Genomic DNA, 21024 nt, shown 5'->3' with positions numbered 1-21024 from the left:
TGTGGGGTCAAATCATCCCCGCTCATGCCGTTTCTGCGGTTTCGATTATCTGCCCCAAATCTGCCTACTTCCCTTTATTGGCGCGGTAGATCGGGTACAAAAGCGGCACAAATGGATGGGGTTCAAATCCCCCCGTCTCCGCGTTTGGCCCCGGTCCTGGACCGGGGCCTTTTGCGTTCTCTCCACCACCCGGCGCTCCCTCACCTCCGGCGGTTTCCGACGGGACGCTCCCTCACCTCCGGCGGTCTCCAACCCGACGCTCCCTCACCTCTGGCGGTTTCCGACGGGACGCTCCCTCACCTCCGGCAGGAATCGGACGGGCGGGCGTGTCCGGGTGGCAGGATGGGCCCATGTCGACCAACCACGCGTTTGACGCGATCATCGTAGGCGGCGGCCACAACGGCCTGGCCGCGGCAGCGTACCTGTCCAAGGCTGGCCGGAAGGTCGTGCTGCTGGAAAAACTTGACCACCCGGGCGGCGCAGCGGTGTCCGCGCAGGCGTTCGACGGCGTTGAGGCCCGGCTCTCGCGCTATTCCTACCTGGTCAGCCTGCTGCCACAGCAGATCATCGACGACCTCGGCCTGCGCATCACGTTGGCGCGGCGGCGGTACTCCTCCTACACCCCGGACCCGGCCATCCCCGGCCGTGCGCTGCTGATTGACAACGAGGACGCCGCGTCCACGGCTGCCTCGTTCGCGGCTGTAGGGGCGTCCGAGGAGGATTTCCGCGGCTTCAATGAGTTCTATGCCAGCTGCGGGAAGCTCACCCGGGCCCTCTGGCCCACCCTGACCCTCCCGCTGCCCACCCGGTCCGCGGCGCGGGAGCTCGCCCTCCGGGCAGGGGCCGCGGAGGCGTGGGAGGCCATGATCGAGCGGCCGGTCGGGCACGCCATCGCCGACGCCGTCCGGAATGACCTGGTCCGCGGCGTGGTCCTGACCGACGCCCTGATTGGCACCTTTGCCCGCGCCGACGACGTCGACCTCCAGCAGAACATCTGCTTCCTGTACCACCTGATCGGCGGCGGCACCGGCGACTGGGACGTGCCCGTGGGCGGCATGGGCGCAGTGTCCGGGGAGCTGGAACGTGCCGCCCGGGACGCGGGAGCGACGATCGTGGCGTCGGCGGAGGTCACGTCAGTCCGTCCGGGCGGCGTCGTCAGCTACCGGCACGACGGCGCCCTGCACACCGTTTCTGCGCCGTGGGTCCTGTCCAACGTGGCCCCGGTGGTACTGGACCGTTTGCGCAACGCGGAGCCGGGCGGCTCCCGGCACGCCACAAACAACCCGAACCACCTCCGCGAAGGGGCCCAGGTCAAGGTCAACCTGCTGCTCAGGCGGCTGCCCCGGCTGCTGGACGACGGCGTGAGACCGGAAGCGGCCTTCGGCGGCACCTTCCACATCAACGAGACGTGGTCCCAGCTGGAGGGGGCCTACCTCAGTGCTGCGGCCGGGAAGGTCCCGGAGCCCCTGCCATGCGAGATCTACTGCCATTCGTTGACCGACCCCAGCATCCTGTCCGCGGACCTGCAGGCGTCCGGCGCGCAGACCCTCACGGTGTTCGGCCTGCACGTCCCGGACCGGCTGGTCACCGCGCAGAACAATGAAGACCGCCGGGCCGAACTGCAGGAGGCCGTGCTGCGTTCGCTGAACAGCGTCCTTGCCGAACCGGTCGAGGAGCTGCTCCTGACCGGTCCGGACGGCCGGCCGTGCATCGAAACCAAGACCACACTGGACATTGAACGTGCCGTCGGCATGCCGCGCGGCAACATCTTCCACGGCGGCCTCGACTGGCCTTTCGTGGACGATGGTGCGCCCCTGGACACTCCGGCGGAGCGCTGGGGAGTGGCCACGGACGATCCGCAGCTCCTGCTCTGCGGCTCCGGCGCCCGCCGCGGCGGCGCCGTCAGCGCCATCGGGGGCCATAACGCCGCCATGGCCGTGCTCGAATCGGAGCAACCGCCCCGCGGCTAAGCGCGGCCCGGGCACGCCGGCGCCAGACTAGGCCGACGCCCGTTTTCGGCCGGTGCGGGCTCGGGTCCGGAAGCTGGCCCGGGTCCGGAAGCTGGCGTCCGGAGGCAGGGGCGACCGGGCCCGGGTCCGGAGGCGGGGCGACCGGGCTCGGCCCGCCTGACCGGGGCTCAGACGGCGATCAGCCGGCTTGGCCCAGCACGAGCGGCAGCACTGCCCCGGCGCCAGCGAGCCGGAGGGCACGCCCGGCCACGGTTACGGTCCAGCGGCTGTCCACCAGGTCGTCCACCAGCATGACACTCTGTCCGTGGATCCCAGCCAGGGCGGCGGCGAGCTCCGGGCCCACCACGAGGCGGTCCCAGACACCGGCGAGCCGGTAGGCGCTATTTCCGCCGCGGCCGCCGGTTGGCCCGCCGTGCGCCAGCTGCAGCTGGCCCAGGTACGGAATCCGGCCGATCTCGGAGATGCCGCGGGCCAGTGACTCCACCAGCTCGGGCTTGCCGCGGGACGGCACGCTGACGATCGCGGCCGGGCGCCCGGCGCCGCTCCAGCCCGGGTTGCGTGCGTCCCCGGTGCCCCACTCGCGCAGGACCTGCACGCAGGCCTGCAGCATGCCTGGGTCCACGGCCCGGTCAGGGGCCCCGGCGGCGAAGGTTTCGCGCAGCGCCCCGCCCCAGCCCAGGTCCGTCAGCCGGGCCAGCACGCGGCCATTGGCGAGGCTTTCCTCTGGTTTGATCTTGCCTTTGACGTTCACACCCAGCCGGTCCATGCCACTGGGCCACTGCAGCCGCGGTTCCAGCACCATTCCGGCCCGGTTCAGGGTTGCGCCCGCCGCTTCCGTGGCGTCTGCCGCAATGTCGGTAGGGAACCACCGGCCGGCGCAGTTGTCACAGCGTCCGCACGCCGCCGCCGTCTCGTCGTCCAGGACCGAGGTGATGTATTCCATCCGGCAGCCTGCAGTGTCTTGGTAGATCACCATGGATTCCTGCTCGTCAACACGTGCCTCGGCGATCCGGCTGTACCGCTCGGCGTCGTAGGTCCACGGCTGCCCGGTGGAGCGCCACCCGCCGCCCACGCGCTCAACCGCACCGTCCACGGCCAGGACCTTCAGCAGCAGTTCCAGCGGCGTCCGGCGCAGGTCGACCCGGGCCTCGAGCGCCACAGTGGACACCGCCGTGCCGGCCTCGGCCAGGGCGGTCAGGACGGCCGAGGCCTTTTCCTCCGAGGGCATCGACGCGGTGGCGAAATACTGCCAGATGTCACGGTCCTCGGAGCCGGGCAGCAGTAGCACGTCGGCGTTCGCGGCGCCGCGGCCGGCGCGGCCGACCTGCTGGTAGTAAGCCACCGGGGAGGACGGCGCGCCAAGGTGCACCACGAAGCCGAGGTCCGGTTTGTCGAAGCCCATCCCGAGCGCGGAGGTAGCCACCAGGGCCTTCACCTGGTTGTCCTTGAGCATCTGCTCGGCGCGCTCCCGGTCCGCGGGGTCGGTCCGGCCGGTGTAGGCGAGCACTTCATGGCCGGCCTCCGCCAGGAGGCGGGCGGTGTCCTCCGCGGCGGACACGGTGAGCGTGTAGATGATGCCGCTGCCGGGCAGGTCCGTCAGGTGGGTGAGCAGCCAGCCCAGCCGTTCCCGGGAGTCGGGCAGCCGCAGTACGCCCAGGCGCAGGGATTCACGTCCCAGGGCGCCGCGGATGGTCAGGACGCCTTCGCCAAGCTGTTCCTCGATATCGTGGACCACCCTCGAGTTGGCGGTGGCGGTGGTGGCCAGGACCGGCACACTGTCCGGCAGCTGCGTGATCAGGTCCGCGATTCGGCGGTAGTCGGGGCGGAAGTCGTGGCCCCAGTCCGAGATGCAGTGCGCCTCGTCGATCACCAGCAGCCCGGTGCGGCGGACCAGCTCAGGCAGCTGATTTTCGCGGAACGACGGGTTGGTGAGCCGCTCCGGCGACACCAGGAGCACATCCACCTCGTCGGCTGCGAGCTGCTCGCGGACAGTGTCCCAGTCAAGCTGGTTGGCAGAGTTGATGGCCACCGCGCGGACTCCCGCCCGCGCAGCGGCGGCGACCTGGTCGCGCATCAGCGCGAGGAGCGGGGAGACGATCAGCGTGGGGCCGGCGCCGCGGCGACGCAGCAGCAGGGACGCGACGAAGTACACGGCCGACTTACCCCAGCCCGTGCGCTGCACGACCAGGGCCCGGCGGCCGCCGTCGACCAGGGCTTCGATGGCCTCGAACTGGCCGTCGTGGAACTCCGCGGCGGGGTGCCCCACGAGTTCACGCAGCACGGCCTGGGCCTGTTCACGGGTCCCGCTACCCCCGGCGGGGACGGGATGGGGAGCGGACAGGACTGCAGCGTTCTGGTTATTGACCATTGATTCAGTATCCCAGCCCCCTCCGACAGCCACGAAGCGGGGCGAAGCCGTATGTGGATAAGCTGCGTGCACATAAGCTGCCGGCCGCGGACGGCCGACAGAGGCTTCCACGTAAGATAGGAGCCGTGACTAGCGACCAGACGAAAACTTTTGACCTCTCGGCTTCCTTCAAGGCCTACGACGTGCGCGGAATTGTGGGCGAATCCATCACCGCGGAGATCGTTGAGGCCGTGGGAGCCGCTTTCGTGGACGTCCTGGAACTGGCGGGACAGACCGTGCTGGTCGGCGGCGACATGCGTCCTTCCTCCCCCGAGTTCAGCCGGGCCTTCGCCAACGGCGCAGCAACCCGCGGCGCCAATGTCCAGCTCCTGGACCTGATCTCCACCGACGAGCTGTACTACGCCTGCGGTGCCCTGAACGCGGCCGGCGCCACGTTCACCGCTAGCCACAACCCGGCCCAATACAACGGCATCAAGATGGCCAAGGCGGGCGCCGTGCCGATCTCCTCCGAAACCGGGCTCAAGGAGATCCAGGCCCTCGCCGAGGAATACCTCAACGCCGGCACAATCCCCGCAAACGGTCCCCGCGGCCTGATCAGCGTGCGCGACGTGCTACAGGACTACGCCGAGTACCTGCGCAGCCTCGTGGACCTGCGCGGATCCCGGCCGCTCAAGGTCGTCGTGGACGCCGGCAACGGAATGGCCGGAATGACCACCCCGGCGGTGCTGGGAGACACGCTGTTGCCCAAGCTGCCGCTTGACATCATCCCCCTCTACTTCGAGCTCGACGGGTCCTTCCCGAACCACCCGGCCAACCCGCTGGAGCCGGAAAACCTTCGCGACCTGCAGGCCGCCGTCGTCGAGCATGGCGCCGATCTCGGCCTGGCGTTCGACGGCGACGCGGACCGCTGCTTCGTGATCGACGAAAAGGGCGATCCTGTCTCGCCGTCCGCCGTCACCGGCATGGTGGCCCGCCGCGAAATCGCCCGCGCCAAGGCCAACGGCGAGGAAACGCCTACGATCATCCACAACCTTTTGACGTCCAGGGCGGTGCCCGAACTGGTGGTCAAAGACGGCGGCCGCGCCTTCCGCACCCGGGTGGGACACTCCTTCATCAAGGCCGTCATGGCAGCCGAAGGTGCCATCTTCGGTGGCGAGCACTCCGCCCACTTCTACTTCCGCGATTTCTGGAACGCCGACACCGGCATGCTGGCCGCCATGCACGTCCTGGCTGCCCTCGGCGAGCAGGACGGCCCGCTGTCGGACCTCGGCCGCGAATACGAGCCCTACCAGTCCTCCGGCGAGATCAACTCGGAAATCGAGGACAAGGCGGCCGCCGTGGAGCGGGTCCGGCTGGACTTCCATGACGAAGACGTCGAGGTGGACTACCTCGACGGCAGCACCTTCATCGCGGCGGACGGCAGCTACTGGTTCAACCTGCGCCCGTCCAACACCGAGCCCTTCCTCCGCCTGAACGTCGAGGCCACGGACCAGGACACCATGGAACGGGTCCGCGACCGGGTCCTGGCCCTGGTCCGGGGCTGACCGCCATGACCGACTCACCCGAAGCCCAGGGCGCCGTCCTGCAGCCGACGGACCCCGCCGAGGACTCCTGGCGCGGCTCGGTGCCGGACGCCAGCGCCACCGACCTGGAGAACCTGCTCGGCACCGGCGTGGGGGCAGCCCAGGAACAGCTGGAGCGCAACGGCGGTTTCCTGCCCTTCGCCCTGGTCGTGGAGAACGACGGCGAAGTCCGCCTCGTTGCGGTCACCCCCGCGGACGCGGCCGGGGACAGCGACGCCGATTTCGACGCCGACGGCATGATCAATGACCTTACCGAGCTGCTCCGGCAGCACCGGGACGAGTTCCGCGCCGCCGCGATTGTCTGCGACATCACCTTGCTGGAAGAGGAGTCGGACGCGATCCACGTCGCCGCCGAGCACCGGGACGGCTCCGTTTTCGCGGCCGTGCTGCCTTACGGCGCAAACCCGGAGACGACTGAACTGGAGTTTGGCGAGCTCTCCGCCGACACCAACGAACCCGCCGTCTGGGTGGACTAGACCAGGCCCGTGCCATGAAGATCAACGCCTTCGCGGACGTAAGCCTACGCGCCATGATGGTGCTCGCGGCAGCGGCCGACGGTGAACTACTCACCACCCAGAGCATCGCGGACGCCGTCGGCACTCCCTACAACCACGTCAGCAAGGCGATGGCGAAGCTGCGCGAACTCGGCCTGATCGACGTCGAACGCGGCCGGAACGGCGGGTCCCGGCTCAGCGAAGCGGGCCGCTTGGCCACCGTCGGGCAGCTGCTGCGCACACTGGACACCCGGGCCGACCCGGCCGACTGCGTCGCCGCAGCGGGCAGCTGCCCGCTGATCAACGAGTGCCGGCTCCGCGGCGCCCTGGGCCGCGCCCGCGAGGCCTTCTATCGTGAGCTTGACGACATTGTCGTCGCTTCGCTGCCCACCTCGCGGCAGATGAATCCCGTCTTCCAGGCGATCGGCCTGCGTCCCGGCCTGTAGCCGGCCCGCCCCACGGCCCCGGCCCACTGAAGCACAGGCCCGCCGAAGCACAGGCCGTGACCGCGGACGGCCGCCACGCCCGGGAGGCGCGTCGATTTGAATCCGTTTTCTACGCCGTGTAGAACTGAGGCATAAATACTCGTATTTCAAATGCATGTATTCAGCACGGTCCGGTGGAAGACCCCGGCCCACTACCTCAGGAGTCAGCAATGCTCTCGGACAAGTCCTTCCCAGTCATCGAGGCCACCCTGCCGCTGGTCGGTTCCCGGATCGGCGAAATTACCCCCAAGTTCTACGCCCGGCTCTTCGGTGCGCACCCCGAACTGCTGGACGGACTGTTCAGCCGCTCCAACCAGCGTTCCGGCGACCAGCAGCAGGCCCTGGCCGGAAGCATCGCCGCTTTCGCCAGCCACCTGGTGAGCAACCCAGGCACCCTGCCAGAGACCGTGCTGTCCCGCATCGCGCACCGCCACGCCTCGCTCGGCATCACCGAACCTCAGTATCAGGTGGTCTACGAGCACCTCTTCGCCGCCATCGCCGAGGATCTGGCCGATGTCATCACGCCGGAAATCGCCGAAGCCTGGACCGAGGTCTACTGGCTGATGGCCGATGCGCTGATCAAGCTCGAGAAGGGCCTCTACGCCGGCCAGGCCAACGGCAAAATGTGGACCCCATGGCGGGTCGCCGCCAAGACCCCCGCCGGTACCGGCTCCATGACGTTCACCCTCGAACCGGCTGATGACACCCCCATCACACCGGCGCTTCCGGGCCAGTACGTCAGCGTGAAGGTCACCCTCCCGGACGGCCTGCGCCAGGTCCGGCAGTATTCGCTCTCCGGCGACGCGGGTACCAGCCGCAGCTTCACCACCAAGCTCGACGACGGCGGTGAGGTCTCCCCCGTGCTGCACAACCACGTCGAGGCCGGCGACGTCCTCGAGATCTCCAACCCGTACGGCGAAATCACGCTCAAGGAGAACGACGGCCCCGTGGTCCTGGCCTCCGCCGGCATCGGCTGCACGCCGTCCGCCTCGATCCTGCGCTCCCTCGCCGCGACCGGCTCGGACCGCCAGGTCCTGGTCCTGCACGCTGAAAGCACCCTGGACAGCTGGGCGCTGCGCTCCCAGATGACGGACGACGTCGAGCGCCTCGACGGTGCCGAGCTGCAGCTCTGGCTTGAGCGGCCCGAGGCCGGGGCGAAGGAAGGTTTCATGTCGCTGCGCGACGTCGACCTGCCGGCCAACGCCTCGCTGTACCTGTGCGGTCCGCTGCCGTTCATGAAGAACATCCGCAACGAGGCCATCAACGCAGGCATTCCCGCCACGAAGATCCACTACGAGGTTTTCGGGCCGGACATCTGGCTCGCCAACTGAAGCACGCATCGTTTGCTCCGCAACGGCCCTTTTGACGGGTCAAAACGGCTGTTGCGGAGCAATCGATGAGATCAAGACGGCCGGCGCCACCTTTCGCAACCAAGGTGCGGGCCGCCGTCGTAGTTGATCGAACCTGGCGCCCCGGTCCGTGCGCCGCCTCACCTCACGACGGCACGCCGCTGATCGCGTGGCCGAACCGCAGGAGATTGCCGGGGTCATAGCTGGACTTTGCGGCCCTCATCCGGTTGTAGACGGCGGGCGACCAGGCCCTGGCCCGGTCAGCCTCGTCGCCGGGCTCGCCGTGGAAGTTGACCAGGGTAAATCCCGTGGAGTGCGGAGCCATCGCGGCCAGGACGGTGCGGATGGATGCCGAGACGGCCCCGGCGACCGGGGGCATCCTGAACCCGAGCAGGAAGAGCAGGAACGCCGCGTCCCGCCCCGACACTGCGTTCGGGAAGGCTCCGGTGCGGGCCAAGGCTCCACCCAGGGGCCGGATTTCGACCAGCAGCAGCGGACAGTCCGAGCCTTCGCCGGTGTGTTTCAGCAGCTCGGACAGGGTCTCGTCGCCGAGGTCTTTCAGCAGCGCGCCGCTGGCCGTAAAGGGGAGCGGATCCGCCGGATCCATGTGGATCTGGTCAACGTCGAGGTAGCTCATGGGCCCCGCCGTGTCCATCAACGGGGTCGAGACGGCGCGCATCGGGGCAAGCAGCGCGTCGCCGGCGTCCCGGTTCCCCAGCAGGGCGAAGCGCAGATGCACCACAAATTGGCCACGCAGCGGCGCGGGGACGAACTCCATGTCCGGAAGCCGCAGCAGCGAGATCGAGGGCGAGGCGTCATCCGGCAGCGTGGGCAGCCACTCCCGGAACGCAGCCAGGATAAGGGCCGCATCCGCGCCCGGATAAATGATGCCGCCGCCGTAGAACTCGCCCAGCGGAAAGAGGCTGAACTCGAGTTCGGTCACGATCCCGAAGTTGCCCTTGCCGCCGAGCATCAACGCGAACAGCTCGGCTTCGGCCTCGGCGTCGATCCGGCGCAGCGCACCGTCCGCGGTGACCACCTCCATGCTGCGGACATGGTCCGCCGCAAAGCCGTGCGCGCGGCCCAGCACCGGAAGCCCGCCGCCGACCGTGTACCCCACGACGCCGACGTCGGTACTGGAGCCGTGCAGACCGACCAGCCCGAGCGGAACACTCGCTTCCAGCACGCTGCGCCACTTCACCCCTGCCCCCACCCTCGCGGTGCGTTCCACCGGATCGATGTGCAGCCTCTGCAGCCGCCTGGTGTTGATCAGCAGGCCGCCCTCGACCACCGAGTCGGCGCCGTGCCCGGTGGACTGGACCGCCACCGGGAGCCGGCGTTCTGCCGCCCATTTGACGCCGGCCGCGACATCCTGGGCGGTGCTGGCGCCCAGGACGACGTCGGGCCGGTGGACGGTGGCGGCGTTGAACGCGAACGTCTCGGCCGCGAATTCGGGGCTGTCCGGTAAAGCGACCGGGCCGCTGACCGCTGCGGACAGGGCCTGGATATCGTCGGTGACCAGCATGATGTGCTCCTGGGGGTCTCGCCTGCCGGGGCAGGCGGAGGGCACGTCACCGTGCGCCCGGAATGTTCCCCGCATCCCCGACAGCCAGCGGCCGGCCCGGCTGATGAATGCGATGAGCCTAGAGTCCCCTCCCGGCTGCGGGCTAGGGACCTAAGTCCCGGCAGCCGCCGCCCAGGCCAGGTCGACTGAAATACGACGGCGGCCCCGCACCTTACGCAAGGTGCGGGGCCGCCGTCGGTGGATCAGCGTCTGCTAGTGCGCCGCCATCCGTTCCTTGAGGGAGTCAAGCTCCGCGCGCAGCGCCTCCGGGAGCGAATCGCCGAACTTTGCGTACCACTCCTCGATGGAGGCCAGCTCGGCGTCCCATTCCTCGCGGTCAACACGCACGGCGTCTTCCACGTGGGCGTGGGTCAGGTCCAGGCCGGTCAGGTCCAGCGACTGGCCCGTCGGAACGAATCCGATGGGCGTTTCGACCGCGTCGGCCTTACCCTCGATGCGCTCGATGGCCCACTTGAGGACACGGGCGTTGTCGCCGAAACCGGGCCAGGCGAAGTCGCCGTCGGCCGTGCGGCGGAACCAGTTGACCAGGAAGATGTGCGGCAGCCGCTCCGGGTTGGCCTTGCCGGAGACGCTGATCCAGTGCTTCAGGTAGTCCCCGGCGTCGTAGCCGATGAACGGCAGCATGGCCATCGGGTCGCGGCGGAGTACGCCGACCTGTCCGGCGGCGGCGGCCGTGGTCTCCGAGGAGAGCGTGGAGCCCATGAAAATGCCGTTGGTCCAGTTGCGGGCCTGTGTCACCAGCGGAACCGTGGTCTTGCGCCGGCCGCCGAAGAGGATCGCGGAGATTTCCACGCCCTCGGGGTTGTAGTACTCCTCGGCCAGCATGTCGACCTGCGAGATCGGGGTGCAGAAGCGGGAGTTGGGGTGTGCGGCGGGCTGGTCGGACGCCGGCGTCCAGTCGTTGCCCTGCCAGTCGGTCAGGTGCGCCGGAACCTCGTCGGTCATGCCCTCCCACCACACGCCGCCGTCGTCCGTGAGGGCGACGTTCGTGAAGATGCTGTGGCCCTTGGCGATGGCGCGCATGGCGTTGGGGTTGGTGCCCCAGCCGGTGCCGGGGGCGACGCCGAACAAGCCCGCCTCCGGGTTCGTGGCGCGCAGTTCGCCTTCCTTGCCGATCCGCATCCAGGTGATGTCGTCACCCAGGGTTTCGACGTCCCAGCCGTCGATGGTCGGATCGAGCAGGGCGAGGTTGGTCTTGCCGCAGGCGGACGGGAACGCCGCGGAGATGTAGTAGTTCTTCTTCTCCGGCGAGGTCAGCTTGAGAATGAGCATGTGCTCCGCAAGCCAGCCCTCGTCGCGGGCCATGACCGAGGCGATGCGCAGGGCGTAGCACTTCTTGCCCAGCAGGGCGTTCCCGCCGTAGCCGGAGCCGAAGGACCAGATGGAGCGCTCTTCCGGGAAGTGCACGATCCACTTGTCCGGGTTGCAGGGCCACGCGACATCGGCCTGGCCGGGCGCCAGCGGTGCGCCCAGGGAGTGCAGCGCCGGGACGAAGAACGCGTTGGTGGTGGTGATCTTGTTCAGGACCTCAGTGCCGATCGTGGCCATGATGCGCATGGAGGCGACAACGTACGCACTGTCCGTGATCTCCACGCCGAACTTGGGGTCCTCGGCGTCGAGGTGGCCCATGACGAACGGGATGACGTACATGGTGCGGCCGCGCATGGAGCCGCTGAAAAGACCGCGCAGCTTCTCCTTCATCTCTGCCGGAGCCATCCAGTTGTTGGTGAAGCCGGCGTCGCGCTCGTTTTCCGAGCAGATAAACGTCTGTTCTTCGACCCGGGCGACGTCGGCGGGGTCGGAGAACGCTGCGAAGGAGTTCGGGAACAGCTTCTCGTTCAGCCGGGTCAGGGTGCCGGCAGCCACGAGCTCGTCCGTGAGCCGGGTGTTCTCCTCTTCCGAACCATCAACCCAGTGGATCCGGTCCGGCTGGGTCAGTCCAGCAACCTCTTCAACCCATGCCAGCAGCCCGGCATGTGTGGTGGGTGCTTTCTCAAGCAGCGGCAGTCGCGCCAGATCGCCCATTACGGTTCCCTTCCTCGGGTTCAGTGGTGTGTCCTAAATGCTAGGTCTCGCGGAGGCATCAGATTCAGGGCGGAATACGGGTTGACGCCGCGCCCTCGATCCAAAAACCGCGGAAATTCAAGGTTTGATATCGACAGGAGGCGTCGTTTTTGTGACTAAGGTCACGTAGACCGGTCTAGTCGGGCAGATTACAGCACCTTCGATTTGGAACTACGGGCCCCTCTCGCGTAAAGTAATTCGAGGTTCGGGGAGCGAGAAGTTCCCGAAGAACCGAGAATGCGCCCATAGCTCAGCTGGATAGAGCGTCTGTCTACGGAACAGAAGGTCAGGGGTTCGAATCCCTTTGGGCGCACTGAGAAAAGATCCGCACTGGTCCGCCGGTGCGGATCTTTTGTTTTCCGGCTCGGTCCGGAAATCCGCGGCGGCTCCGGACAAATGCGTGCCGCATCCCCGCCGCGTCGGTCCTAAACCGTAGCGGAAACCCGGGCGGGCCCTACTCCCCCACGGCAGCCGCGATCCGGCGGCGCATGGCGTCAAAATGGCTGCCCAGGCGCTCCGCGGCGAGAACAGCGTCACCCGCGGCCACGGCTTCGTAGACGCCCCGGTGCAACGCAGCCCCGGCGGCAGGGTCGCCGTCGTCACCGCCGAGTTCCAGCTGGATCCGGCGGTAGACGGTCCGGAACGCAGCCACCAGGCCCAGCAGCAGCTCATTGCCCAGCGGCTCGAGCAGGGCGCGGTGGAACTCGGCGTCGGCCTCGACAAAGTGCTCCCCGGCGCCGGCGAGGGTTTCCATCCTCAGCACGGAGGCCTCGACAACCGCCAGCCGGTCCGCCGTCATGAGAGCCATGGACGCGCCGATCAGCCCGGACTCAAGCAGCCGCCGCGCGTCGATCAGCTCCAGTGCCTCCCGCCCGCGGTGCCGCAGTGACATCCGCGCCCGGAAGGTCAGCCCGTCGGCGACGGCGTCGAAGTTACTCGCCGCCACGAACATGCCAAAGCCATGCCGGATCTCGATCACGCCCACGGCCTGCAGCACCTTCAACGCCTCCCGCAGTGTATTCCGGCCGATGCCCAGCACGCCGGCCAGTTCGATTTCCGTGGGCAAGGGATCGCCCGGCTCCAGCTCGCGCTCGAGGATCAGCTCGATGATGTCGTCCTGCAGGGCGCGCAGCCGGGCCTGCGCGCCGAACCGGCTGCGCGGCCCGGCGCCGCCTGCATCCAACCTGCCTGCACACACGAGTGGCTCCTCCCCGAGATGATCCTCAGGGTAGCGGACGTCCCACCTCCTGCACAGGATGCCGTCCAAGCGGCTCCCGGCAGGGTTAGGCTGTTGCCATGACGGCACATCTTGAGCGTGAATTCGATGTCATCGTGATCGGGGCCGGCGCGGTGGGTGAGAACGTGGCCGAGCGCGTGGTGCGGGGCGGATTGACGGCCGTCCTGATCGAGGCGGAGCTGGTGGGTGGCGAGTGTTCCTACTGGGCCTGCATGCCCTCAAAAGCATTGCTCCGGCCCGGTACCGCGCTCCACGCCGCCCAGACCGTACCCGGCGCCGAGGAGGCAGTCACCCGGGTGCTCGACGCCGCAGCCGTGCTGAAGCGACGCGACTACTTCACCTCCAACTGGCAGGACGACAGCCAGGTCAAATGGGTCGAAGACACCGGGATCGACCTCATCCGCGGCCATGGCTGGATCACCGGCCCGCGCCGGGCGGAGGTGGCCGGGCTGGACGGCAACAACTACGCCCTGTCGGCACGCCACGCCATCGTCCTGGCCACCGGGTCACGCCCTAGCATCCCGCCGGTTGAAGGCCTCGACGGCGTCGACTACTGGACCACCCGGGAGGCCACGTCCGCCCGGGAGATCCCGCCGCGGCTCGGCGTGCTCGGCGGCGGCGTGGCCGGCACCGAACTCGCCCAGGCCTTCGCCCGGCTCGGGTCGACCGTGACGGTGGTGGCCCGCGGCGGGCTGCTGGGCGCCTTTCCGGCCCCCGCATCCGAGCTGGTCCAGGCCGGACTGCGCGCCGACGGCGTCGAACTTCACCTCCACACCGGCACCCGAAGCGTCCACGAGAACGACGACGGTTCCCTGACGCTGGCACTGGACGGCGGCGGCAGCATCACGGTGGACAAGCTCCTGGTCGCCACCGGCAGGCACCCCGCACTGGAAGGACTTGGCCTGGAGAATGCCGGCCTGTCCGCCGACGACGGAAAGCCCCTGCGGCTCACCACGGACGCCAGCGGGCTTGTCCTGGGGGCCGACGACAACGGGGCCTCACCCTGGCTCTACGCCGTCGGGGACGCCGCGGGCAAAGTCCTGCTGACCCACCAGGGCAAGTACGAGGCACGCGCCACCGGCGACGCGATTGCCGCCCGCGCCAAGGGAACGCTCACCGGGGAGCCGGGCCCGTGGAGCCCTTATGCCCATACGGCCGACGAGCACGCCGTTCCCAATGTGATCTTCACCGATCCGGAGCTTGCGAGTGTGGGCCGCAGCCTGGAACAGGCCCAAAAGGACGGCTACCGGGCCAGCTCCGTCCAGCTTCCCATCGAGGTGGCCGGATCCTCGCTGCATTCCGAGCACTACAAGGGCTGGGCCCAGCTGGTGGTCGACGAGGACCGCAGGGTGCTGCTGGGGGCAACCTTCGCCGGCCCGGACGTGGCCGAGCTGCTGCATGCGGCAACGATCGCCGTCGTGGGCGAAGTCCCGCTGGACCGCCTCTGGCACGCTGTCCCGTCCTACCCCACGATCAGCGAGGTGTGGCTGCGGCTGCTGGAAGACTACGGCTTCTAAGCGCGAACGGACACTTGGGGCCCTGGAATCCCTGGATTCCGCGGCCCCAAGTGTCCGTTCGCGCGCAATTGGGGGCGCTAAGTGTCCGTTCGCCCACAATTGGGGGTCGCAAGTGTCCGTTCGCTCACATCTATTTGAACTGACCGGTCAGTTTAGTTAGCCTTGAGGCAGATCATTTCTGCGAAAGGCTAACCTTGCTCTGCGTTGAACAGCTCCACGTGAAGGGCCGGCGGGACTCCCTGCTCCCGCCCACCTCGCTGCAGGCGGCCCGGGGTGAACTCCTGCTCGTCACCGGCAAGCGCCAGGACCAGCGCACCGCCCTGGCCCTAGCCCTGAGCGGCCGGATGAAACCCTCGGCCGGCAGCCTCGAATGGGACAGCGGCACCCGGATCAAGCAGCTGCGGCAAGCGAGCGCCGTGGTGGACGCCCCCGGCGTGAACGAGCCGGAACAGCACCTGAGTGTCCGCGACCTGGTCACCGAGGACCTCGCCCTGATCCCCCGCCGTTACCGCGGCGCGCTGCTCAGCACGCCCTGGCTGAAGGTCAACCGCTTTGAGGACATCGCCGGACGTTGGGCCGAGGAGCTGCCCGCGGACCGCCGCCTGGAACTGCTGACCGCGCTGGCCCTGGCCAATCCACACACCGACCTGCTGGTGGTGGACTCCCCGGACCGCCACAGCGGCGATCCGGCCGACTGGCTGCCGCGGCTTCAGGGACTGGCGTACGACGCCGGCCGGCCGCTCGCCGTCGTCGCCACCGTCGGCAGCGTCCCGCCCGGCTGGACCGGTCCGGTCGCGGAAATCGGCAACGCCGCTGCCGCCGAACCCGCCGAACCCGCCGATGCCCCCCTCCACTCCGAAAGCGAGGATGCCCGATGACCGTGCTGCGGCTGGCCCGTTCCGAACTGAAGCGTATGACCGGCGGCCTGCTGCCGAAGCTGACCATCGTGGCGCTGACACTGGTGCCGCTGCTCTACGGGGCGGTGTACCTTTACGCGAACTGGGATCCCTACGGCAAGCTGGACCAGATCGACGCAGCGCTCGTGGTGGAGGACATCGGCGCCACGTCTGCCGACGGGACCCGGCTGGAGGCCGGCCGCAAAGTCGCCGACAGCCTCGTCGACGGCCACGTTTTCAACTGGCAGACCGTCTCCAGCACGGAGGCGGCGGACCAGGGCGTGAGCAGCGGCCAGTACGCGTTCGCACTGAAGATCCCCCGGGACTTCTCCGCCAACTTGGCCTCCCCGGGAAGCTTCGACGCCGCCAACCAGGCCATGCTGAACGTCACCACCAACGACGCCAACAACTACCTGCTCGGCACGATCGTGGACAAGCTCACCACCGCCGTCCACACCACCGTGGCGAAGGAGGTGGGCGAGGAGACTGCCAACGAGCTCCTCACCGGCTTCGGCACCATCCATTCCCAGATGCTCAAGGCCTCCGACGGCGCCCGGGACCTCGCCGGCGGCGTGTCATCGCTGCACGACGGCGCGGCCAGCCTGCACCAGGGCACGTCATCGCTCAGCAACGGCGCTGGAGAACTCGTGGCCGGGCAGCGCAAACTCCTCGACGGCGCAAACACCCTGAACGCCGGCGCCGGGCAGCTCGCTTCCGGCCTGGGCCAGCTCAAGGACAAAACCGCCGCGCTGCCGGCGGATTCGCAGCGGCTGGCCGACGGCGCCGCCCAGGCGGCCGCCGGGAACGCCGCACTGAACACCAAGCTCCAGGGCATGGCGGCCCAGCTCGCGTCGGCGGAACAGGCCGCCGCGCAGGCACAGCGCAGCCGGGTCGTGGCTTCCAATGGCCGCCTGGTCGCGGCCGGCGTAATTAACCAGGCCCAGGCGGACGCCATCCTCGCCGACTATGACACCACCGCCGCGCCGGCGCCGTCCGGGGCGGGAGCCGCCCTCAAAGGCGCGGCAGCCCAGGTGCAGCAACTGGCGGACGGTTCCGCCGCCGTCAGCGCTGGCGCCGCGCAGCTGGCCGGGGCTGCCCCGGCCCTGAGCGACGCCGTCGGGAAGGCCTCCGCCGGGGCGGACCAGCTTGCCGGCGGCACCGCGGACCTCGCCGCCGGGCAGCAGAACGCCCTGGCCGGCGCGGAGAAAATCGCCCAGGGCGCCCGGCAGCTCGACGACGGCGCAGCGCGGCTCGAGGGCGGTTCGGCGAAGGCGTCCGACGGCGCCGGCACCCTCGCTGGTGAACTGGCGAAGGGGGCCGGCAAGGTGCCTAATCCGGACGGCGCGCAGAAGGACAGCCTCGCCAAGGTCATGGCGGACCCTGTTGCCGTCAGCAACGTCTCGCAGGCCAAGGCGGGCTCCTACGGGGCCGGGCTGGCGCCGTTCTTCCTCACCCTGGCCCTGTGGATCGGCGTCTTTATGCTGGTCCAGGCGATGCGGCCGGTCACCCAGCGCGCCCTGGCCTCCAACGCGCCGTCGTGGAAGATCGCCGTCGGCGGCTGGCTGCCGTTCCTGGCGGTGTCCGCCGTCCAGGCCAGCCTGCTGACCCTGGTGGTGGATGTGGGGCTGGGCCTAGACCCCGCCCATCCTGTGCTCATGTGGGTTCTGATGCTCGCGGCGGCCATGGCCTTCAGCGCGATTATCCAGGGCGTGGTGGCGCTGCTCGGCTCGCCCGGAAAGCTGGTGGTGCTGATCCTGCTGGTCCTGCAGCTGGTCTCCTCCGGCGGCACGTTCCCCTGGCAGACCACGCCGCAGCCGCTGCACGTGGTGCACCAGCTGCTGCCGATGGGCTACGTGGTCAACGGCATGCGCCACCTGATCTACGGGGCCGAGCTGGCCAGCATCCTGCCCACCATGCTGGGCCTGGTTGGCTACACTTTGCTGGGACTGGCGATGTCCGCCGTCGCCGTCCGGAAGCACAAGTTCTGGACCCTGAAGACCCTGAAGCCGGAGATCGCCCTATGAGCACCCAGCCCCGCGAGACCGCGGCGCCCGAAGCCGAGGGCGGCAAAAAACTGCGGCCGGGTCGCACCAACGCCACCAAGCAGAAGTTGTTCGAGGCGTCGATGGAGCTGATCGGCGAGCGCGGGGCAGCGGGCGTGACGGTCGACGAGATCGCCGCAGCCGCCGGTGTCTCCAAAGGCACGGTGTACTACAACTTCGGCAGCAAATCGGATCTGATCGCGCAGCTGCTGCGCCACGGGGTGGACATCCTGATGGCGCGGCTGCTCAGCGTCAAGGACGGCTCGGCGGACCCGCTGGAAGCCATGGACGCGATGATCGGCCAGGCCATGGACTTCATGGCCGAGTACCCGTCCTTCGCCCGGCTGTGGGTCAGCGAGAACTGGCGGACCCCCAGCGAGTGGCAGGACACTTTCGCGGAACTCCGCGGCCGCCTGCTGGGGGTGATCGGCGCCGCGATCGAGGCCGTTGCCGCCAAGTACCCGGTAGACCCCGCACTGTCCCGCGGCAGCCTGGAGACGGCAATCTTCGGTGCCTGCTTTGTGGTGGGGCTGGACCGCCAGACGTACAACCCCGAGCGCACCAGGGCGCAAAGTGTCGCCGCAATCATGGCGATCATGCGTGGCTACGTTGTGAAGTAGCCACACTCGGGGATGATTGGTCACATGCGTCACATGGGTAACAGCGGCAAGACTGCCATCGGAGCCTCCCTTGCCGCCCTGGCCTTGCTGGTCCTCGCCGGCGCCACCCTGCACGAAACGGTGGGGCTGTGGTTCCTGGCCGCAGCCGCCGTCGCCTACATCGCCTGCGTGGCCGAGGTGCTGGTCCGGCGGCGGTACAAGACCCTGTTGGCGAGCGGGATCGGCAGCATCCTCTTCATCGCCTTCGGCATCGCGTTCCTACGGCAGTGGGGCCTGGCCTTCAACCCGGACCCTGACGCGCTGTCCACCAACGTGGACACCGAGCATCCGGACCTGTACTTCTACCTCGCGGCTGCCGCGGGAGCTGCGACGCTGCTCCTGCTGCTTGCCGGCACCGTCGTGCCCGGCCGCCGCCCCGCAACGCGTCCCGATTACGCATCCCGGCGCCCAGCGTCCGCCGCCAGGGGCCCGGCCCCCCGCAGGCCCGCCCCGCGCGGGGCAGCACCGTCCGCCCCGCGCGGGGCAGCACCGTCCGCAGCACGCGGGGCACCACCGCCGCGAACCCCGGCTGCACGGACATCCACGTCCGCAGCAAAGCGCCCGGCGTCGTCCAAGCCGGCCGCCACGTCGCAGCTCAAACCGGCGGTCAAGGCACCGGCACGGCCGGCTGCCAAGTCCCCCACCCGCCGCTGACCGTCGGCAGTTGCGCCGCCGCGCGGGCCACGCCCCCGCAGCACCGCGGTCGCCACCCCGGCCAGCAGCAGCAGTCCGCCGGCCACTTCCGCAGCCGAGGGCACCTCGGACAGGACCAGCCAGGCCGTCGTCATGCCCACCACCGGGACCAGGAGCGTGAAGGGAACGACGGCGGAGGACGGATACAGCCCCAGCAGTCGGTTCCAGATGCCGTAGCCGACGAGTGAGCCGAACACCGCCGTGTAGAGCGCGCTGAGCATCGTCACCGGCTGCAGCCCCAGCAACGCCTCGGAGACAGCGGCAGGACCGTCCACCAGCAGCGAGAGTCCGGCCAGCGGCAGCGGCACGACGGCGCCGGACCACACCACGAGTCCCAACCCGGACGCGGCCTTGGCGTTCCGCGCGACGATATTGCCCCCGGCCCAGGACAGCGCGGCGGCCAGCACAATGACCAGCGGCAGCAAGGGGGCCACGAGGCTGCGGCCCACAGCCACGACCGCGAGCCCGGCAATCCCCAGCGCGACTCCGGCGAGCTGGCGGCGGGTGGGCCGCTCGGCAAGGATCCCGGCCGCCAGCAGCACCGTCAGCAGGACCTGGGCCTGCAGCACCAGTGAGGCGAGGCCCGCGGGCATGCCGAGCGCCATGGCCAGGTAGAGCAGGCCGAACTGGCCTGCGCTCATCAGGAGCCCGACGCCGATGATCGCCTTCCAGCTGACGTCGGGTTTGCGGATGAAGAGGATGCAGGGAAACACCACCAGGGTGAAGCGCATGGCCACAAACAGGAGAGGGGGCATCTGCGCCCCCTCGGGGTGCAGGCCCAGGTCAATGGCGACAAAGTTGACGCCCCACAGGATGGCGACGAGCAGGGCCAGCCCGGAATGGCGAGGGGTCACCGTGCCGGCCGCTGCCGCGTCGGGGCCTCAAAGATTGCGCGGCCGTTCGCTGTGCGGGCCGTCAGTGTCGCGGCGCTCCGGCGGTGTGTCTTCGCGGATCCCGGCGGTGTCTCCGGTTCCTGCCGTGTCTGCCGGACGGCTGCGGTCGCCGCGGTCCCGGCGGAGTTCCTCATGCGGCTGGACGTCGTGGGCCTCAGCGTTCCGGATCTGGGCATCGTGGCCGGCGGTGTCGGTACCGCCGCGTTCGGTCGTCGTCACCACGTCCGGATCGACGTCGTCGGCCCGGCGGAGCTGTTCCTCGGCACCGGCGCGGACCGTCTCCGCCTCCTGCTGCGTGCCGCGGGCCTGCATGCGCAGCCGTTCGGCCTCGACTTCGGCCGCCTTCGCGTCGGCTTCCGCCCGCGCCGCCTTGGCCTCGTGCTCCCGCGCTGCCAGCTGGTCGGCCTGGGCCTTTTCACGCATTTCCGCGGCCCGGTTCCGGTCCGCGACTGTCTTGCGTTTTCGGCCAAGGTAGATTGCCGCCGCGATGATCGCGAGCACCACCACGATGCCGACGATGATCCCTACGAGTTGTCCTGAATCCACGTTGATCCACCTTTTCCTCGGTCATTAAGAAACACCGGCAGTAAAAGCAATTACAGCATCAGTAAACAACACAATCATCGGGCTGACCATCGATCTGCCGCACCCGGCCGGCTACTTCACCCGGGGAACCTTGAAGTGGGTCAACCGAGCATCCTGGCCGTCGAGTTCGGCCCAGGATTTCTCCGTCTCAAACACCGTCAGGCCGCTGGTGGGATAGCGGGTGGCCGCGTCCATATACGCGTCATGGTTGGAGTCCCGGGAGGCCAGGTGCATGGCCAGATCCTGCACGCCGGGCATGTGCGAGATCACCATCAGGGTTGTGACCGTGTCCGGGACATGGTTGATGACCGCCAGCATGCGCAGCGCAGAGGCGCCGTAGAGACCGTCCTCGAGTTTCGGCGTCGGAGCCTTGGCCCCCAGCTCACTGCACACCCAGGTGCACGTCTGCCGGGTCCGCAGGGCGCTGGAACAGAGGATGAAGTCGGGGACCACGCCGTGCTTGAGGAGCCATCTCCCGGCCAGCGGCGCCTCCCGGTGCCCGCGCTCTTCCAGCGGCCGCTCGTGGTCGGCCACGCCGCCGGGCCAATCCGCCTTGGCGTGCCGCATGAGCACCAGCCGTTTCATGTGATGCGCGCTCATGGCT

16 protein-coding genes and 1 tRNA gene are annotated in these 21024 nt (G+C 69.0%); 10 read left to right on the top strand and 7 right to left on the bottom strand.

The features are described from left to right. Positions 1-350 precede the first annotated feature (350 nt). Positions 351-1970 carry a phytoene desaturase family protein gene (locus ACUYM2_RS02600; protein WP_481598653.1) on the top strand — a complete coding sequence of 540 codons (1620 nt, stop codon included), beginning with the start codon at positions 351-353 and terminating at the stop codon, positions 1968-1970. 178 nt (positions 1971-2148) lie between these two features. On the opposite strand, the gene ACUYM2_RS02595 is transcribed toward ACUYM2_RS02600, so the two are convergent. Continuing rightward, positions 2149-4338, bottom strand: a complete 2190-nt coding sequence (locus ACUYM2_RS02595; protein ID WP_481598652.1) for a RecQ family ATP-dependent DNA helicase — start codon at positions 4336-4338, stop codon at positions 2149-2151. A gap of 125 nt (positions 4339-4463) precedes the next feature. Between ACUYM2_RS02595 and ACUYM2_RS02590 the strand changes: the two genes are divergently transcribed. From ACUYM2_RS02590 to ACUYM2_RS02575, 4 genes are all read left to right on the top strand, one after another. Next, positions 4464-5882, top strand: coding sequence for a phosphomannomutase/phosphoglucomutase (locus tag ACUYM2_RS02590; RefSeq protein WP_481598651.1), 1419 nt, complete (start codon positions 4464-4466; stop codon positions 5880-5882). A 5-nt stretch (positions 5883-5887) separates the two neighbouring features. Further along, a complete protein-coding gene (locus tag ACUYM2_RS02585) occupies positions 5888-6397 on the top strand; it encodes a hypothetical protein (RefSeq protein WP_481598650.1) in 510 nt (169 codons plus the stop codon). A 14-nt stretch (positions 6398-6411) separates the two neighbouring features. Continuing rightward, on the top strand, positions 6412-6861 hold the full coding sequence (locus ACUYM2_RS02580; protein ID WP_481598649.1) for an RrF2 family transcriptional regulator: 450 nt from the start codon (positions 6412-6414) through the stop codon (positions 6859-6861). Positions 6862-7070: 209 nt separating this feature from the next. Beyond that, positions 7071-8231 (top strand): globin domain-containing protein, encoded by a 1161-nt coding sequence (locus ACUYM2_RS02575; RefSeq protein ID WP_481598648.1) that lies wholly within the window; start codon positions 7071-7073, stop codon positions 8229-8231. 163 nt (positions 8232-8394) lie between these two features. Here the strand turns inward: ACUYM2_RS02575 and ACUYM2_RS02570 are convergent, their stop codons facing one another. Together ACUYM2_RS02570 and ACUYM2_RS02565 are read right to left on the bottom strand one after the other, a co-directional pair. After that, positions 8395-9774 carry an FAD-binding oxidoreductase gene (locus ACUYM2_RS02570; RefSeq protein WP_481598647.1) on the bottom strand — a complete coding sequence of 460 codons (1380 nt, stop codon included), beginning with the start codon at positions 9772-9774 and terminating at the stop codon, positions 8395-8397. A gap of 252 nt (positions 9775-10026) precedes the next feature. Further along, entirely contained in the window at positions 10027-11859 is a 1833-nt protein-coding gene (locus ACUYM2_RS02565; protein WP_481598646.1) for a phosphoenolpyruvate carboxykinase (GTP), read from the bottom strand. Positions 11860-12137: 278 nt separating this feature from the next. Between ACUYM2_RS02565 and ACUYM2_RS02560 the strand changes: the two genes are divergently transcribed. Continuing rightward, positions 12138-12211 (top strand) — tRNA-Arg (locus tag ACUYM2_RS02560). Between the two features lie 141 nt (positions 12212-12352). On the opposite strand, the gene ACUYM2_RS02555 is transcribed toward ACUYM2_RS02560, so the two are convergent. Then, entirely contained in the window at positions 12353-13096 is a 744-nt protein-coding gene (locus tag ACUYM2_RS02555) for a FadR/GntR family transcriptional regulator (protein WP_481598645.1), read from the bottom strand. A 98-nt stretch (positions 13097-13194) separates the two neighbouring features. Here ACUYM2_RS02555 and ACUYM2_RS02550 point away from each other — a divergent pair, with 98 nt between their 5' ends. The 4 genes from ACUYM2_RS02550 to ACUYM2_RS02535 all read left to right on the top strand — a co-directional run bounded on the left by ACUYM2_RS02550 (position 13195) and on the right by ACUYM2_RS02535 (position 18210). Beyond that, positions 13195-14652, top strand: a complete 1458-nt coding sequence (locus ACUYM2_RS02550; protein WP_481598644.1) for a dihydrolipoyl dehydrogenase family protein — start codon at positions 13195-13197, stop codon at positions 14650-14652. A gap of 194 nt (positions 14653-14846) precedes the next feature. Further along, positions 14847-15530, top strand: a complete 684-nt coding sequence (locus ACUYM2_RS02545) for an ABC transporter ATP-binding protein (RefSeq protein WP_481598643.1) — start codon at positions 14847-14849, stop codon at positions 15528-15530. Continuing rightward, positions 15527-17572 (top strand): YhgE/Pip family protein, encoded by a 2046-nt coding sequence (locus tag ACUYM2_RS02540; RefSeq protein ID WP_481598642.1) that lies wholly within the window; start codon positions 15527-15529, stop codon positions 17570-17572. The genes ACUYM2_RS02545 and ACUYM2_RS02540 overlap by 4 nt, the downstream gene beginning before the upstream one ends. Continuing rightward, the gene (locus ACUYM2_RS02535; protein WP_481598641.1) at positions 17569-18210 is read left to right on the top strand and encodes a TetR/AcrR family transcriptional regulator; all 642 of its coding nucleotides are present in this window, start codon (positions 17569-17571) and stop codon (positions 18208-18210) included. Before ACUYM2_RS02540 ends, ACUYM2_RS02535 begins: the two co-directional genes overlap by 4 nt. Positions 18211-18641: 431 nt before the next feature. On the opposite strand, the gene ACUYM2_RS02530 is transcribed toward ACUYM2_RS02535, so the two are convergent. The 3 genes from ACUYM2_RS02530 to ACUYM2_RS02520 form a co-directional block, all read right to left on the bottom strand. Further along, positions 18642-19796, bottom strand: a complete 1155-nt coding sequence (locus ACUYM2_RS02530) for an EamA family transporter (protein WP_481598640.1) — start codon at positions 19794-19796, stop codon at positions 18642-18644. A gap of 27 nt (positions 19797-19823) precedes the next feature. Further along, positions 19824-20381, bottom strand: coding sequence for a hypothetical protein (locus ACUYM2_RS02525; RefSeq protein ID WP_481598639.1), 558 nt, complete (start codon positions 20379-20381; stop codon positions 19824-19826). A 111-nt stretch (positions 20382-20492) separates the two neighbouring features. Beyond that, entirely contained in the window at positions 20493-21020 is a 528-nt protein-coding gene (locus tag ACUYM2_RS02520) for a SixA phosphatase family protein (RefSeq protein WP_481598638.1), read from the bottom strand. Between the last annotated feature and the right edge of the window lie 4 nt (positions 21021-21024).

The organism is Arthrobacter sp. SD1074B, from assembly GCF_056780195.1.
This window is presented reverse-complemented; position numbering and strand designations above follow the sequence as displayed.

Coding starts and splice junctions, on each gene's coding strand:
- ACUYM2_RS02585 (WP_481598650.1), top strand. CDS start 5,888: ATGACCGACTCACCCGAAGCCCAGGGCGCCGTCCTGCAGCCGACGGAC.
- ACUYM2_RS02540 (WP_481598642.1), top strand. CDS start 15,527: ATGACCGTGCTGCGGCTGGCCCGTTCCGAACTGAAGCGTATGACCGGC.
- ACUYM2_RS02575 (WP_481598648.1), top strand. CDS start 7,071: ATGCTCTCGGACAAGTCCTTCCCAGTCATCGAGGCCACCCTGCCGCTG.
- ACUYM2_RS02550 (WP_481598644.1), top strand. CDS start 13,195: ATGACGGCACATCTTGAGCGTGAATTCGATGTCATCGTGATCGGGGCC.
- ACUYM2_RS02595 (WP_481598652.1), bottom strand. CDS start 4,338: ATGGTCAATAACCAGAACGCTGCAGTCCTGTCCGCTCCCCATCCCGTC.
- ACUYM2_RS02565 (WP_481598646.1), bottom strand. CDS start 11,859: ATGGGCGATCTGGCGCGACTGCCGCTGCTTGAGAAAGCACCCACCACA.
- ACUYM2_RS02600 (WP_481598653.1), top strand. CDS start 351: ATGTCGACCAACCACGCGTTTGACGCGATCATCGTAGGCGGCGGCCAC.
- ACUYM2_RS02535 (WP_481598641.1), top strand. CDS start 17,569: ATGAGCACCCAGCCCCGCGAGACCGCGGCGCCCGAAGCCGAGGGCGGC.
- ACUYM2_RS02570 (WP_481598647.1), bottom strand. CDS start 9,774: ATGCTGGTCACCGACGATATCCAGGCCCTGTCCGCAGCGGTCAGCGGC.
- ACUYM2_RS02580 (WP_481598649.1), top strand. CDS start 6,412: ATGAAGATCAACGCCTTCGCGGACGTAAGCCTACGCGCCATGATGGTG.
- ACUYM2_RS02520 (WP_481598638.1), bottom strand. CDS start 21,020: ATGAGCGCGCATCACATGAAACGGCTGGTGCTCATGCGGCACGCCAAG.